The following is a 15467-nucleotide window of genomic DNA, read 5'->3' as shown; positions in this document are numbered from 1 at the left end:
GTCAAACACAAGGCACAACTAATGAATAGCAAAAATAGTACCATGACACTGGAAACTTATTTCCAGGAATTTAGACAGAATATTGTTGGTATAAATCAAGAATTTACTTCGCCGTATGGCAGAAAATCAATAATTTACACCGACTGGACTGCCAGCGGAAGATTATATCGTCCGATTGAAGAAAAACTGCTAAATGAGTTTGGTCCATTTGTTGCCAATACACATACCGAAACTACAGTATCTGGCACTGCTATGACAAAAGCCTATCATCATGCCAGACATATTATTAAGCGTCATGCCAATGCAAACAGCGATGATGTTTTAATTACAGATGGAACTGGAATGACGGGAGTTATCAATAAATTCCAGCGAATTTTAGGTTTAAAAATTCCTGAAAACCTAAAAAGTTTCACCAATGTTCCTGCAGAGAAAAAACCTATCGTTTTTATTTCGCATATGGAGCATCATTCTAACCAAACTTCCTGGTTAGAGACTATTGCAGATGTAGAGATTATTCCTTCTTGCGAAAAAGGCCTTTTTAATCTCGAAAACCTTGAAGCTTTATTAGAAAAATATAAAGATAGAACAATCAAAATTGCTTCTATTACAGCTTGCTCAAACGTTACAGGTTTAAGAACTCCTTTTCACGAAGCCGCAAAACTAATGCATCAATATAATGGTGTCTGTTTTGTTGATTTTGCCTGTTCTGGACCTTATGTTGAAATTGATATGCATCCTGCGGATCCAGAAGCGTATTTGGACGCTGTTTTTATGTCTCCTCATAAATTCTTAGGCGGTCCGGGAACTTCTGGAGTTTTAATTTTCAACAAAAAATTATACAATAACATGATCCCTGATTGTCCGGGCGGAGGAACGGTAAGTTGGACAAATCCGTGGGGAGAACATAAATATATTGATAATATTGAAGATCGTGAAGATGGGGGAACGCCTGGTTTTCTTCAAGTTATCAAAACTGCATTGGCAATTGAGCTGAAAGAAGAAATGGGAATTGAAAACATCATGCAGCGCGAGCATGAAATTGTCGATTATGTTTTCTCTCAATTAGAGCCAATTTCGAATATTAAAATCCTAGCTGGACAGCACAAAGAACGTCTTGGCGTGATATCTTTTTTTATTGATGATCTTCACTTTAATTTAGGGGTTAAAATTTTAAACGACCGTTTTGGAATCCAGACTAGAGGAGGATGCAGCTGTGCAGGAACTTATGGACACTATTTATTGCACGTTGATCAGGAAACTTCGAATAAATTGGTTAACGAAATCACAATAGGCGATTTAATTAAAAAACCGGGATGGATTAGAATGTCAATTCATCCAACGACAACTGATGAAGAAATTGCTTTTGTATGTAAAAGCATAAAAGAGATGGCGGCCAATCATAAAACTTGGGCTTTGGATTATTCTTATGATAAAAAACGTAATGAATTTATTCATAAAGATGCTACTTCATTTGAAGATGAATTGGTAGAAAGCTGGTTTAAATCTTAGATTGATAGCCTCAATTCGCTAAAGATTTTTAGCCACATATTATACGGATTATCAGTTATTTTTTTTTAAATCTTTTAATTCTTATAATCTGTGGCTATTTTTTTCTAACGCAGAGAACGCTAAGTTTTTTTTAAAATTTTACTAGATAATCTTTACGCTTATTAAGGTCGCAAAGCAGCATTATACCTTTCGGGTCTTTCTAATCTGTGGCTTTTTTTAACGCAGAGAACGCTAAGTTTTTTTTAAATTTTACTAGATAATCTTTACGCTTATTAAGGTCGCAAAGCAGCATTATACCTTTCGGGTCTTTCTAATCTGTGGCTTTTTTTTAACGCAGAGAACGCTAAGTTTTTTTTTAAATTTTATTAGATAATATTTACGCTTATTGAGATCGCAAAGCAATAATACACCTGACAGGTTTTAAAAACCTGTCAGGTGTATTACTTTTAAAGTATATTTTGCAAAAGACGCACTTGGGTGCGCCTCTACAAAAAAAATCACATAATCAATCTTACACCGCCGAGATCGGCTATCCGATATGAAAATTTATTTCCTGGAGAGCCTATAAACATGAAGTTCTTCGGGATTTTCCATTTTTCAGAAAGTTCATCAATAATTTCTGGACCGAATTCGCCTTCTATTTCTATGTATTCTATGTCAAGACCATCGTAAGCGCGATCTAAGACTTCTAAATCTTTTTTGAGCGCTTCATTGTCCACCGGGTCTTTTTTGACATAAACAATTTTCAGTTTCTTAGTAGTTTCGTTGTCTTCAACGTACTGCAATACTTTGTTCAAAATGGTAATATCGTCGCCTTTTGTAAAGAAAACAAATTCTTGAGAATTGATTTTGGAGCTTAAACTTTCTAAGTAACGATTGCTGAGAATAACCATTTTACGCAATGGCTGATAAAAATATTCTAGAGCTTCGATCAATAAACGTATCAAAGTAACACGATTGAGCATGATTCCAATAAAGATTAATGCAGGAATCATATATTGGAGAAATGTATAAAAAGAATTGATATTCAGATACATATTTCCAACAAATGCTGCAATAACAAAAAATACGGCTGTCACAACAGCAATACCTCGGGCGCGTTCGGGTCTAGGAAGCTTTTTGCGTTTGTATTTTAAAAGTAAATTTCCAATCCCGAAAAGTGCCATAACAGCCAAAAAAGAAAAGGTATAAACTCCTGCTAGAGATTCTAAATGTCCGTTTGTAGCAAAAAGAACGGATAAGCAAAGAATCAAAAAGCTTATAACGATTCGGTAATGAGAACCTCTTTTGTTTTGCTTTAGGAAGTAATTGGGTAGAATTCTATCTAATGTCATTCGGTTTAGAAGCCCTGAAACTCCAACAAATGAAGTCAAAACCGCTCCGCAAAGTACCATAACGGCGTCTATAGAAATAAGCCACGCAAGCCAAGCTCCACCAGTCGTATCGCCTAAGTGTGCGAGAAGCGATTCTTTGTTTTCTCCAACTTCTGTCAACGGAATTACGCTAATCAATAATATAGCAATTACTGGATTGAAGAAACTCACGATTGCCCACATATTGCGAAGAGTTTTAGGGAAAATGCCGTGTTCTTGTTCTTCCACAAAATTGGCTGAACTTTCGAAACCTGAAATTCCTAACATTGCCGCAGAAAAACCAAGGAAAAGTGCAGTTTTAATGCTTCCCGAAGCAATTGGTGTCTGCCAGTTAATGTGAAAAGTATCTAAACCATGCGTTAAAACAAACCAAGCCGATGCCAAAACCAGCAATGTCAAAGTCGCAATATGTGTCATGAAAATGATGACAGCAACAAATGCAGATTCTCCGATTCCTAAAATAGCCAATCCTGTAAAGAGCACTAAAACAACAACCGTTGCAATGGTGACATTTAGACTTTCAAAAATTCCGTGCAGATAATGCATTCCTTCAGAAGCCGAAATGACAGCAGTCGCCATATAGGATAAAACGGTTAGTGTTGCTGCTATAGAAGCTAGCCGTTTTGTCGAAGTATTCAATAAAACGTTGTAAGCGCCTCCATTTAAAGGAATTGCTCCAACAACTTCGGCATAAATTTTTCTGAAAAGAAATAATACAACAGCAACAATAAGAAGGGAAATCCATGCGTATTGTCCCGCGTACAAAATGGTTAAAGCAGAAACATATAGGCAAGAAGAACTAATATCGTTTCCGCAGATTGCAGTTGCCTGTAATTGATTTAATTTTTTGTGTACGATTTCTTTCATTACTATCTGGCATTAATACTTTTAGCAAAATAATGAGCAACAAAATAATTATAATCGGGGCGTAAGGCTAATATTTAGATTCTAGACCAAATAGAAAGCAGTATATTTTAATTGGCGTTCTGAAACTGTTTTAATGCTGAAAGTGCTTGTGCCTGCACTTTTTTCTGAAAAAAACCTGTCCAGCCTAACAGATAACCAGTAATGCCAAATGCTTGTTTCGACCATTTCCAAACATCAAAATTATCAGTATGTTTGATAATTAATCCGTCTTGAAAGATAAATTCGGCTGAAATTTTATTGATGACTTTTCTGTTTGTCTTGCTAAAATTGTAAGTAGCGATCCAAGTTGCTGAACCGGTAGTTTCGTCTGCCTTAACATTTGAAAATTCAATTTTTAAATTGCCTTTACTCTTTAAAAGCAGCATTTCCCACATTTTAGAAACCTGTTCTTCTTTTAATAAACCAAAAGCAGGATCTATAAAATGAACTTTCGGATGATAGCATTCGCTCATTGTTTTGGCGTCAGCATTCGCGAAGGCGGTATAAAATTTTGCAATCAAGGCTTCATTTGAGTTCATAAAAAAATATTTATGTTAAATATAAGATTTATTATATTAAAAAATCACTACAAAACACTAATTTCTTTAGCTGTATCAAATGTTTTTTTAGATTTATCAAATGCTGTAGAAAAATATTTTACTTTGCTATAAGCTGTAAAATGGCCCGTTAGATTTCCAGAAATATCTGGTCCGCCGGCAATAATGAATCTTATGGCATAAATATCAGTTTTTTTAAGCTTCAGCCATTCTGCTGGTGTAAAATAATAGTAAGCAGTGGTTTTTCCGTCCGCAGATTCTTTTACATTTTTGTCTGTGCAGGCGATAACATCGGCATTTGTCAAATCAACGTAAACGCCTCCAGCAATTTTTGCTTTATCGCTTGCTGTTGAGATGGTTAATTTTAAAATACCTCCTTTGTCTGTTTTGGCTATCTGTACATTTATTTCACCGGAATAAGCATATTTTTCGCAGATGAAAGTATATTCTTGTGTTGCGGGATAGGGTGCAGATCCTTTTACACTAATCGTTTGCTGTGCTGAAGCAAATGTTGAAACAAATAATAAAAGAAGAAGCGGTAGTTTAAAATTCATAAGTATTGCAATTTATTGATCGGCTAATTTCACATCAAATTTTTCATCCCAATCCATAGATTTTATGGCAGAAATGAGATTGTCTTCATTTACAAAGATGCGCAATTCTTTATTGGCAACTTTTTTTGTATACAAAGCATGATAGCGGTAAATGACTTCATGTTTGGTTTTGTAAACTCCATCTAATTTTAAATCTATAAAACTTCCGTAGTATTGTCTAAATCTCTGGCAGGTTTTGGTCAAACGTTCTTCTGTTGTGTTTTCCATAACCGTTTTAGTCACTTCAGTTTCATTAAAAGGTTTAAATTTTGAAGTATTACACGTTTCCAAAACTCTCTTTCCTAAATCATACGCTTTGCGCTGCTGATTTGCATTCACATCTGCTCCAGAAACCTTTTTAATTTTTAAATCTTCTGTATCTCTGCTAACGGTTTTAGACTTACATCCGATTAATAACAACAAACATATAATCAATCCTGCTTTCTTCATAACTATTTAAGTAATTTTTAATAATAAGTTAGGATCGGGACAATTTTCTATATAGAAGTTTAGGTCTTTTGTATTGCAGACTCCTGGATAATCTCCCCAATAATTTCCAATGTTATGGATGATTTGAAAATGGACGTGAGGTGCATAATCGCCATTTACTGAGGCATTTCCTAAAGTCGCAATTTTTTCGCCTTTCTTAAAATTGTCTCCGACATTTAAATTCTCTATACTTTCTAACGATAAATGTCCGTATAAAGTATAAAATTTCTCATTTTCCACTTCATGTTCCAATATAATAGTTGGGCCATAATCGCCTAAACCAACATTATTTTTAAAACTGTGCACTGTTCCGTCAAGGGCTGCAAGCACGGCAGTTCCTTCTTCAGCCCATAAATCTAATCCGATGTGAATATTGCGTTCTGGTTTTGAAGCATCTAAGAAAATGGAGCTTCTTTGATACAAAAATCGGCCTTCTATATAACCGCCAAATGCGACTTTAGCATTGTTTTCTTTAAGAAAGCTAGAAATATATTTTTCAAAATCTTCTGAAGTATCTAATTTCTGATTTACCAATTCTTGATTCGAAACCGATAGATTTAACGGCGTATATTCAGAAATAGTAATGGAATCATCAATAACTTTAGCAGGCGGCAGGGAATTTAAGATTGAGGCAAGGGGTTTCATAAAATTAAGCTACTTTATTTATAATTATTAATTCATTATGCGATTCTATGCGAGGCAGCATTTTTGTTTTAAATATTTTCGGATTTACTTCTGCAACATATTTTCTGTTTCGAACATTGTGCGCTTCATCCAATATCATGGTGTTAAACAAAACAAAACCATTGTCTTTTAAAATAGTGCAGACTCTGTCGACAAAAAACTTTTCGAACAAAAAATTAGGCATATGCGTATCTTCAAAAATATCAATGATGATGAGATCGTATCTGTCCTTTGTTTTCAGAACAAATTCAAATGCATCATCAATGATAACTTCTAACTGCTTAATTTGATTAAGGTTGAAATATTGATTGGCAATCTGAATCATATCTGGATCGATTTCTACTCCAGTAATTTTTTCTTTGTATGCAATCTCGTCTACCAAAGTCTTTACCACGCTTCCGCCAGCAACCCCCAGTAGCAGAATATGCTCCATTTCTAAGATTTTATCATAGCCTATATTTCGAAGTCCATACCTTAATATGCGTTGCAGACTTCCGTATGAATAATTTGTGTTTTCAGTGTCCAATACTAACTCGCCATTTGCCCAAGTAACTTCGATCATTTTGCTTCTAGCTGATTTTTTCTTAAATATTTTTATTGGAATTATATAACTGAAAATTTTTCGAATCATTTTTTACGCTTTTACTCAAATTTACCATTAAATCTTTTATTTTGCACTAAATATTAAATCTTTCATGAAAAAACTATTATACAAATTCATCTTTTACAAGCTAATGGGCTGGAAGATAGTGGGAATGGAGAATGCTGAAGTAAAAAAATGTGTGTTAGTAGTGATGCCTCACACGAGCAATCATGACTTTTATATAGGTCTTTTTACTCGCGGTATCTCTGGATTGCAGATGAATTTTGTAGCAAAAAAGGAGTTATTTAAATTTCCTTTTGGTTTTTATTTTAGAAATGTTGGCGGAGAACCATTAGACCGTTCGGGTGGTTTGAATAAAGTAGATGCGATTGCTTCAATTTTTGATAGAAAAGAAATCTTTCGTTTGGCCGTTGCTCCGGAAGGAACCAGAAAAAAAGTTAACGAAATAAAAACTGGGTTTTATTTTATTGCGCTTAAAGCGAATGTACCAATTGTTCCCGTTGCTTTTGATTGGGGCAAAAAAGAAGTGAATATTGGCAAACCTTTTTATCCGACTGGAAATTACGAAGCCGATTACGAGGTTTTAAAAAAACATTATGAAGGAGTTCTAGGCAAAATTCCTGAAAATGGCATCAAATTGTAATTTCTGAGAATTATTCCAAACGCGTGAGAATGGCGTATTTGAAAATTTTCTGAACACAGAGTCAAATACGCGCTAATTTTTACATTATGGAGAATAAGCCTTAAAAGTGCCATTTTTATAGAACAAGACGATTTTTTCAATTTCTTCATCTTCAAAATTCAAATTTTCATTTCTGAGAACAGGAGATTTTTTGGTTTCTCTTTTTTCTTCTTCCAAATTTATTTCTATAGCCGAAAATAAATCATTTTCTATATCCGGATTCGATGGAAGAGGAGAAGAAAATTTTTGAGATTCGATTGTTTCATCACTATTACTTTTTGGAAAACTGCCTTTTCCAATCAAAAGCCAATATAAATCTACATCAGGAAAAACCTCCAAAATTTTCATCACAAAATCTAAACTAGGTTTGTTTCTGCCTGACAATAGATGGGACATACTTGAACGCTGCACACCAATTTTATCAGCAAAGGCAGATGCATTCAAACCATGATATTCTAATACAGCTTCAAGTCTTTTTACAAAATCATCGATGTTTACCATTGTAAATTCTTTCTTAAAATTTTACTATTTACAAATGTAAACAAAAAGAAAAGATATCCACATATTATTGTTGCAATTTTAAATAGTGCTCATTTTTATGTTAAATTTAAAATTTATATAAAAACTTATAACAGACTGAAATATATTAAATTACACATCTATTTACTTTGTAATAATCTCTAGCAAAAGAAGTTAGATGAGCTCAAACAACTTGTACTTGAAAACTGTTTACAATTCTAAATTATTAAATTTTTTATCAGTTTACAATTGTAAAAATAAAGATATTTACTTTTGTAAACTAATCGAAACACAATGAATTTAGAACAGCTTTTTACAGAATACAAAGAACAGTCTATATCTGGTAAATATCTTACATTGGATCATATAAAACCGCTTTTGGATAAGTTAAATACAAATGGCCAAGTACAGATTATTGGAACATCTGTTCTTGGTGAACCTATATATAGTTATCAAATTGGAACAGGAAAAATACGCGCGTACCTATGGTCGCAAATGCATGGTAACGAAAGTACAACCACAAAAGCTCTATTCGATTTCATTAATCTGTTAAATGACAATACGGATTTTGCAAAACAAATGTTGGATACGTTTACCTTTTTCTGTATTCCAATGCTTAACCCAGATGGTGCAAGACTTTATACGAGAGCTAATGCAAATGAAGTTGATTTGAATCGTGATTCGCAAGATTTAACGCAGCCTGAAAGCAATGTTTTGCGTCAAGTTTTTGAGCAATTTAAGCCAGATTTCTGTTTTAATCTTCATGATCAGCGAACTATATTTGGCGCGGGCACAACAGGCAAGCCTGCAACAGTTTCTTTTTTGGCTCCATCTTATAATGAAGAAAGAGAAGTAAATGATAATAGGCTAAAAGCTATAAATATCATTGCAGGAATCAATGAAGAGCTTCAAAAGTATATTCCCGGACAAGTTGGACGTTTCGATGATTCATTCAATATTAATTGTATAGGAGACACTTTTCAGTTTTTAGGCGTTCCTACAATACTTTTTGAAGCAGGGCACTTTCCAGACGATTACGAGAGAGAAATCACAAGAAAATACATATTTTTCGCGTTAATTTTAAGCTTTAAATTGATACTCGAAAACGATTTAGTTAATAATAGATTCTCTGAATATTTGAATATTTCACAAAATAATGTCGTTTTTTATGATTTTATGTATAAAAATGTCAAAATAAATTATGATGGTATCGAAATTATTACGAATTTTGTCGCACAATACAAAGAAGAATTAATCGAAAATAAGATTCATTTTAACGCTTACATAGTTGAAGTAGGCGAATTGGAAAATTATTTTGGACATTACGAATACGATGCAAAAGGCGCAGAATATTCGGACGATTTCCAAAACTTTCCAAAAACGGGTCAAAAAGCAAATTTTTATTTAAATAAAAATGTTAAATTTGTTAACGGATTAATAAAAAGTTAATTTTTATGTGAATTTGTTGTTTTTTATATATAATTTTATACTTTGTAATAGCAATTAGTAATATTAATTAAACAATTATGAGTAAATTTCGTTTAGATGAAGTAGATCACCAGATTTTAGATATGTTAATAGACAATACGAGAGTTCCGTTTACTGACATTGCAAAAAAACTTTTGATATCTGCTGGTACAGTACACGTTAGAGTTAAAAAGATGGAAGATGCCGGTATCATCATGGGATCTTCATTAGCATTAGATTACGATAAATTAGGTTATTCATTTATTGCTTATGTAGGGGTTTTCCTTAATAATACATCTCAAACTAAATTTGTATTAGAGAGAATCAATCAAATTCCATTCGTAACTGTAGCTTCTGTAACTACAGGAAAATTCAACATCTTTTGCAAAATTAGAGCAAAAGACACAAAGCACGCGAAAGAAGTTATCTTCATGATTGACGATATTGACGGTGTTTACAGAACAGAAACAATGATTTCATTAGAGGAAAGTATTAACGACAAAAAGCGTTTGATGCATACTATTTTCAAAAATATGTAAGAACTTTTCTTGAATGCTATATTAAAATATAACCTCAAGTTTATTCTTGGGGTTTTTTTATGACTAATTAACCAACCAACTATAACACGATTATGTATACGTTGCCCAAAATTGAGCGTTTTAATCAAGACGTTCTCTCAAAATACCACATTTATAATAGTGTTTTTATAACATTACCTTTTGATTCTATAGATAATACCGGAGTTTTACTTCCTTTATTTACAGAAACTTGCGAAACAGGCTTTAAAAAACAGGAAACTCCTAAAGAAATTGTAGATTTCTTCTCAAATAAATTCTTAAGCAACGCTTCTGAAGAGGAAAAAATCGATCTTATGTTTCGATTTATTCAATATATAGAGCGCCAAATTGTATTGTTTGATGCGATCGAAGATGCTGCTTTTCCAGAGGTGAATAACATGGAAGGACGCGGATCTCTTCGTGATATTAAAGAGAAATCAGATGCCAAAGAGAAAGATGATGAGTTAATTGAATTTCTTGAAAGCTTCAATGTCCGTACCGTTTTAACAGCGCACCCTACACAGTTTTACCCTGGGCCGGTGTTAGGAATTATAAATGATTTGACAGAAGCAATTCGTCAAAATGATTTGCTGCAAATTAAACAATTACTCGCGCAATTAGGAAAAACGCCTTTCATTCAGAAAGAAAAGCCAAATCCTTACGATGAAGCAGTAAGTTTAATTTGGTACCTTGAAAATGTCTTTTATGCCACAGCAGGAGAAATTGTGCATTACCTGCAAAAAAATATTTTAGAAGGAAACCCAATTCACAATCAATTAATCAAACTTGGTTTCTGGCCTGGAGGTGATCGTGATGGAAATCCTTTTGTTACTACAGACATTACGCTTAAAGTTGCCGATCGTTTACGCACGTCAATTTTAAAGTGCTATTATGTAGAAATGAGAAACTTAAAACGTAAGCTAACTTTCTCAGGTGTAGACGCTTTAGTAGCTGAACTTGAACATAAACTTTATCGTTCTGTATTTTATTCTAAAGGCGATATTTTTATCACATTAGAAGAATTATTATCACAATTGAACAAAATTCGAGCTATAATTATTGAAAAACATCAATCTTTATATTTGGATGAATTAGATGCGCTTCTAGTAAAAATTAATTTGTTTGGATTCCATTTTGCAACTTTAGATATTCGCCAGAATAGCAAAATTCACAATGCAGTTTTCAAAGATGTTGTAAACTATTATTTAAATTCTGGTTCAGATGTTTTTCCGAAAAATTATTTCGAATTGACAGAAGATCAAAAAATTAATGTTTTATCTAAAGTTAAAGGAAATCTGAATCCTAGCGATTTTGAAAATGAAATCACCAGATATACTTTAGAATCAGTTCATGCTATTAAAACGATTCAGCAAAACAATGGAGAAGAAGGGGCTAACCGCTATATTATCAGCAATAACGAAAGCGCCTTGAATGTTATGGAAACTTTTGCCATGATTCGTTTGAATAATTGGGAAAAACCGACCGTAGATATTATTCCGCTTTTTGAATCTGTAGACGATTTGCAGAATGCGCATACTATTATGGAACAATTGTACACGAATCCAGAATATGCTAAGCATTTGAAATCTAGAGGAAACAAACAGACTATCATGCTTGGATTCTCTGACGGAACAAAAGATGGCGGATACTTGATGGCAAACTGGAGTATTTATCAAGCTAAAATTTCATTGACTAAAATTTCTAGAGAATACGGAATTAAAGCCATTTTCTTTGATGGACGTGGTGGGCCTCCAGCTCGTGGCGGTGGAAAAACACATAAATTTTATGCGTCTCTTGGACCAAAAATTGAAAACAACGAAATTCAGATTACAGTTCAAGGCCAAACAATCAGTTCTAATTTTGGGACTTTAGATTCTTGCCGTTATAATATCGAAAACTTATTGAGTGCCGGTGTTACAAATCAGGTATTCAGTAAAGAGAAAAACGAATTGACTTCGGAAGAAACTCAAATTTTGACTGATTTGGCTAATTTGGGTTATGATAAATATTTAAGCTTCAAAAATCATCCGAAGTTTATTCCGTACTTAGAAAAAATGAGTACGCTAAAATATTATTCGAAAACAAACATTGGAAGCCGTCCTTCAAAAAGAAGCAAATCTGAGTCATTAGATTTTGCCGATTTAAGAGCAATTCCGTTTGTGGGTTCATGGAGCCAGTTAAAACAAAACGTACCTGGATTCTTTGGAGTAGGTTCAGCTTTAAAACATTTTGAAGAAAATGGGCAATGGGATAAAGTGAGTGATTTATATCATAATTCATTGTTTTTCAAAACATTGCTTGAAAACAGTATGATGTCATTAGCCAAATCATTCTTGCCATTGACAGCTTATATGAAAAACGATCCTGAATTTGGTGAATTCTGGCAGATTATCTATGATGAATTCTCAGAAACAAAACGTCTTTTATTGAAAATTGCTGGGCATAAAACCTTGATGGAAAATTATCCTGATGGTATTGCTTCAATTCAGATTAGAGAGCGTATTGTTTTACCTTTATTGACTATTCAGCAATATGCGTTGTTGAGAATCAATGAATTGAACAAAGCGGCAGTTCCTAACGAAGAACTGGTTAAAGTTTATGAAAAAATCGTTACGAGATCATTGTTTGGAAATACTAACGCAAGCAGAAACTCAGCTTAAAATATAAAAAAATGAAAGCAGCAGAATTATTAGACACTGAATATTCAGGGCATTTTGGTACGTATGTCAAAGCCGCTGGCGATGGAATTTTAATCGAACAATTAGAAATTTCACTTCACGAGTTTATCCGATTTGTGCAAAACATTCCAATGGATAAGTTTGATTATCGTTACGCGGAAGGGAAGTGGACAATAAAAGATATTATTCAGCATATTATTGATACCGAACGAATTTTTGCCTACCGCGCTTTGCGTTTTTCGAGAAATGATAAAACGCCTTTGCCAAGTTTTGAAGAAAATGATTATGCAGAAAACACCAATTCAAATAGCAGAAGCATTCAAGATTTATTAACTGAATTTTCTGCGGTAAGACACTCAACTTTACTATTTTACAAAAGCTTATCTGACGAACAGCTTAAAAGAATTGGCACAGCATCTAACAATCAAATTTCGGTTCGTGCCTTAGGTTTTGTCATGATTGGACATCAAAAGCATCATCAGAAAGTTTTTGAAGAGAGATATTTGTAAAAAAAATATTTGAAAATTTAAAATCCCAAATTCCAATTTTGTTGGAGTTTGGGATTTTTACAATTCTAAAAAGCCGACAGGTTTTAAAATCTGTCGGGTTTGATATTTTGTATAATTATTGCATTCTGGAAAACGAGGGCTTCGACTTCGCTCAGCCTGACAATTGTGTTCTAACTATCATTAAAGGCTGAGCGAAGTCGAAGCCTTTCTTCTAGACCTTTTTATTCTTTCTTTCCAAAAAAGCCAAACCAAATCTAATTTTATCATAAGACATTTTCTCTTCAAAATAATCAAAGTAAGGTCTTAATGCATTTGGATTTTCTAATTCTGCTTGGGCTTTTTCTATTTGAAGAATTTCATCTTCAGAAACAAACTGGCTTAAATCTAGATCTTGACCGTCAACATATAATTTTGCCAAATGCGAAATGATTGTAGTTGGACTTAAATCGCGCTGTTCTGCTATTTCTTCAACCGAAACGCCATTCTGAAATAATTCCAGCGTCTTTTTATAAGTATTGTCTTTTTTTTCTTTTTTGGCTACAGATTTATTTCTTTCAAACTCAATAATGGCTTTGATGAAATCTGCTCCGTATTTTTCTAATTTTGCTTTTCCGACACCTTCAACAGCAAGAAAATCTTCATCACTCATTGGTCTTAGTATTTCCATTTGACGAAGAGATGCATCGCTAAAAATAACATAAGCAGGAACTTCTTCTTCTTGAGCAATTTCATAACGTAATTTGCGAAGTGTTTCAAATAAAGAATTTTTACCAGCTTTTGGTTTTGCTTCTTTAACTTCACTTTTATCAATTGCTTTTTTAACCACTGTTGTCAGCTTAACTTTTTCGCCTTCAAACAAAACTTTCTTTGCAAAAGGAGTAAGCAGAATTTTATTATGCTGATGAAAAGCAATTTCGCAATATCCTAAATTTATAAGCTGAATAAGGTATTGGTTCCAGTCATACCAAGAAACGTCATGGCCAATTCCGTACGTTTTTAGCTCTTGATAATTTTTTTCGTAGATATACGCGTTTCTCGAACCTCTCAAAAAATCGACAATTACAGCCAAAGGCTCAGATTCTTTCAAACGCACAATAGCAGACAAAGCTTTTTGCGCGAGAATCGTCCCATCGAAAAAAGTTGGCGGATTTTTGCAAATATCGCAGTTTCCGCAATTCTCAGTTACGAGTTCGCCAAAATAGGACAGCAAAATTTTTCTTCTACAGCTCACAGCATCTGCATATTGTTTCATACGATCCAATTTTGCCAGCTGAATATCGGAGTTAAGCCCCTCTGAAGCAAACTTCTGCAATTGGATCACATCGGCATAACTTTCAAATAAAATTGTTTCAGCTGGAAGACCATCACGCCCGGCACGTCCAATTTCCTGATAATATCCTTCTATATTTTTTGGAAGATTGTAATGAATTACCCATCGAACATTCGATTTGTCGATTCCCATCCCAAAAGCGATTGTTGCGCAAACGACTTGGCAGTCATCATTTATGAATTGATCCTGCGTTTTGGCACGAGTCTCATTGTCTAAACCAGCATGATAGGCCTTGGTTTTAATGCCATTTTTCTTCAGCTTTTCTGCAAGTTCTTCCGTAGTTTTACGGCTCAAGCAGTAGATTATTCCAGATTCGCTGGGTTTATTTTCAATGAAATCAATTATTTGTTTCACACGATCCAAAGCTGGACGAACTTCAAGACTTAAATTTTTACGGTCAAAAGAAGCGATAAAGGTTTTCGGATGCTTTAAATTCAGTTGTTTGGAGATATCTGTTCGTGTTGCTTTATCGGCTGTAGCAGTCAATGCTAAGATTGGAGTAGAAGGGAAGCGGCTTTTCAAATAGCCTAAATTGGTATAAGCAGGTCTGAAATCATGTCCCCAAGACGAAATACAATGCGCTTCGTCTATAGCTATTAAGCTAATATTCAATTCATTGAAAGCCATATCCAAATAAGAAAGACTTTCTGGCGCTATGTAAACTAATTTAAAATAGTTTGATTTTAAGTTATCTATATAATACTGCTGCTCTTGCGATGATTGTGTACTATTGATATAACAAGCAGAAATTCCGTTTGTCTTCAGACTATCTACTTGATCTTTCATTAAAGCAATCAAAGGCGATATCACAATAGTTATTCCAGGCAAGATTAAAGCGGGAAGCTGGAAACATATCGATTTTCCGCCACCAGTAGGCATAATCGCCAAAGCATCTTGTCCAGATAGTACGGTATTGATTATAGTTTCTTGATTGGGTCTGAATTTTTCAAAACCAAAATTTTCTTTTAATGTCGCGTGTAAAATTTCTGAAGTCATAGGCCTATACTTTT

Annotated in this window: 14 protein-coding genes; 6 read left to right on the top strand and 8 right to left on the bottom strand. The window is 33.7% G+C overall.

Annotated elements, in window-relative coordinates:
* Positions 1-21: 21 nt before the first annotated feature.
* Complete coding sequence (locus N4T20_RS15970; RefSeq protein WP_260670121.1) at positions 22-1509, top strand: aminotransferase class V-fold PLP-dependent enzyme; 1488 nt, start codon at positions 22-24, stop codon at positions 1507-1509.
* 497 nt (positions 1510-2006) lie between these two features.
* Here N4T20_RS15970 and N4T20_RS15965 read toward each other — a convergent pair whose 3' ends face one another.
* The 6 genes from N4T20_RS15965 to N4T20_RS15940 all read right to left on the bottom strand — a co-directional run bounded on the left by N4T20_RS15965 (position 2007) and on the right by N4T20_RS15940 (position 6742).
* On the bottom strand, positions 2007-3749 hold the full coding sequence (locus N4T20_RS15965; protein ID WP_260670120.1) for an APC family permease: 1743 nt from the start codon (positions 3747-3749) through the stop codon (positions 2007-2009).
* Positions 3750-3856: 107 nt separating this feature from the next.
* Positions 3857-4327, bottom strand: coding sequence for a nuclear transport factor 2 family protein (locus tag N4T20_RS15960; protein ID WP_260670119.1), 471 nt, complete (start codon positions 4325-4327; stop codon positions 3857-3859).
* 47 nt (positions 4328-4374) lie between these two features.
* Positions 4375-4899: a hypothetical protein gene (locus tag N4T20_RS15955; RefSeq protein WP_260670118.1), complete on the bottom strand. Its 525-nt coding sequence runs from the start codon at positions 4897-4899 to the stop codon at positions 4375-4377.
* Positions 4900-4911: 12 nt separating this feature from the next.
* Positions 4912-5388, bottom strand: a complete 477-nt coding sequence (locus tag N4T20_RS15950; RefSeq protein ID WP_260670117.1) for a hypothetical protein — start codon at positions 5386-5388, stop codon at positions 4912-4914.
* Positions 5389-5394: 6 nt separating this feature from the next.
* Positions 5395-6072, bottom strand: a complete 678-nt coding sequence (locus N4T20_RS15945) for a peptidoglycan DD-metalloendopeptidase family protein (protein ID WP_260670116.1) — start codon at positions 6070-6072, stop codon at positions 5395-5397.
* A gap of 4 nt (positions 6073-6076) precedes the next feature.
* Positions 6077-6742 carry a spermidine synthase gene (locus N4T20_RS15940; RefSeq protein WP_260670115.1) on the bottom strand — a complete coding sequence of 222 codons (666 nt, stop codon included), beginning with the start codon at positions 6740-6742 and terminating at the stop codon, positions 6077-6079.
* Between the two features lie 64 nt (positions 6743-6806).
* Between N4T20_RS15940 and N4T20_RS15935 the strand changes: the two genes are divergently transcribed.
* Positions 6807-7358 carry a 1-acyl-sn-glycerol-3-phosphate acyltransferase gene (locus N4T20_RS15935; RefSeq protein ID WP_260670114.1) on the top strand — a complete coding sequence of 184 codons (552 nt, stop codon included), beginning with the start codon at positions 6807-6809 and terminating at the stop codon, positions 7356-7358.
* Between the two features lie 84 nt (positions 7359-7442).
* Here N4T20_RS15935 and N4T20_RS15930 read toward each other — a convergent pair whose 3' ends face one another.
* The gene (locus N4T20_RS15930) at positions 7443-7898 is read right to left on the bottom strand and encodes a helix-turn-helix transcriptional regulator (protein ID WP_260670113.1); all 456 of its coding nucleotides are present in this window, start codon (positions 7896-7898) and stop codon (positions 7443-7445) included.
* Positions 7899-8210: 312 nt separating this feature from the next.
* Here N4T20_RS15930 and N4T20_RS15925 point away from each other — a divergent pair, with 312 nt between their 5' ends.
* The 4 genes from N4T20_RS15925 to N4T20_RS15910 all read left to right on the top strand — a co-directional run bounded on the left by N4T20_RS15925 (position 8211) and on the right by N4T20_RS15910 (position 13127).
* Positions 8211-9365, top strand: coding sequence for a M14 metallopeptidase family protein (locus N4T20_RS15925; RefSeq protein ID WP_260670112.1), 1155 nt, complete (start codon positions 8211-8213; stop codon positions 9363-9365).
* 77 nt (positions 9366-9442) lie between these two features.
* The gene (locus N4T20_RS15920; protein WP_008468989.1) at positions 9443-9922 is read left to right on the top strand and encodes an Lrp/AsnC family transcriptional regulator; all 480 of its coding nucleotides are present in this window, start codon (positions 9443-9445) and stop codon (positions 9920-9922) included.
* 92 nt (positions 9923-10014) lie between these two features.
* Entirely contained in the window at positions 10015-12600 is a 2586-nt protein-coding gene (locus tag N4T20_RS15915) for a phosphoenolpyruvate carboxylase (protein ID WP_260670111.1), read from the top strand.
* A gap of 11 nt (positions 12601-12611) precedes the next feature.
* Positions 12612-13127, top strand: a complete 516-nt coding sequence (locus tag N4T20_RS15910) for a DinB family protein (protein WP_260670110.1) — start codon at positions 12612-12614, stop codon at positions 13125-13127.
* Between the two features lie 211 nt (positions 13128-13338).
* On the opposite strand, the gene recQ is transcribed toward N4T20_RS15910, so the two are convergent.
* Positions 13339-15453 carry a DNA helicase RecQ gene (recQ, locus tag N4T20_RS15905; protein WP_260670109.1) on the bottom strand — a complete coding sequence of 705 codons (2115 nt, stop codon included), beginning with the start codon at positions 15451-15453 and terminating at the stop codon, positions 13339-13341.
* Positions 15454-15467 lie beyond the last annotated feature (14 nt).

Source organism: Flavobacterium sp. TR2 (assembly GCF_025252405.1).
Classification (GTDB): domain Bacteria; phylum Bacteroidota; class Bacteroidia; order Flavobacteriales; family Flavobacteriaceae; genus Flavobacterium.
Note: the sequence above shows the minus strand (reverse complement) of the source record. Positions and strands in the feature narration are given on the sequence as shown.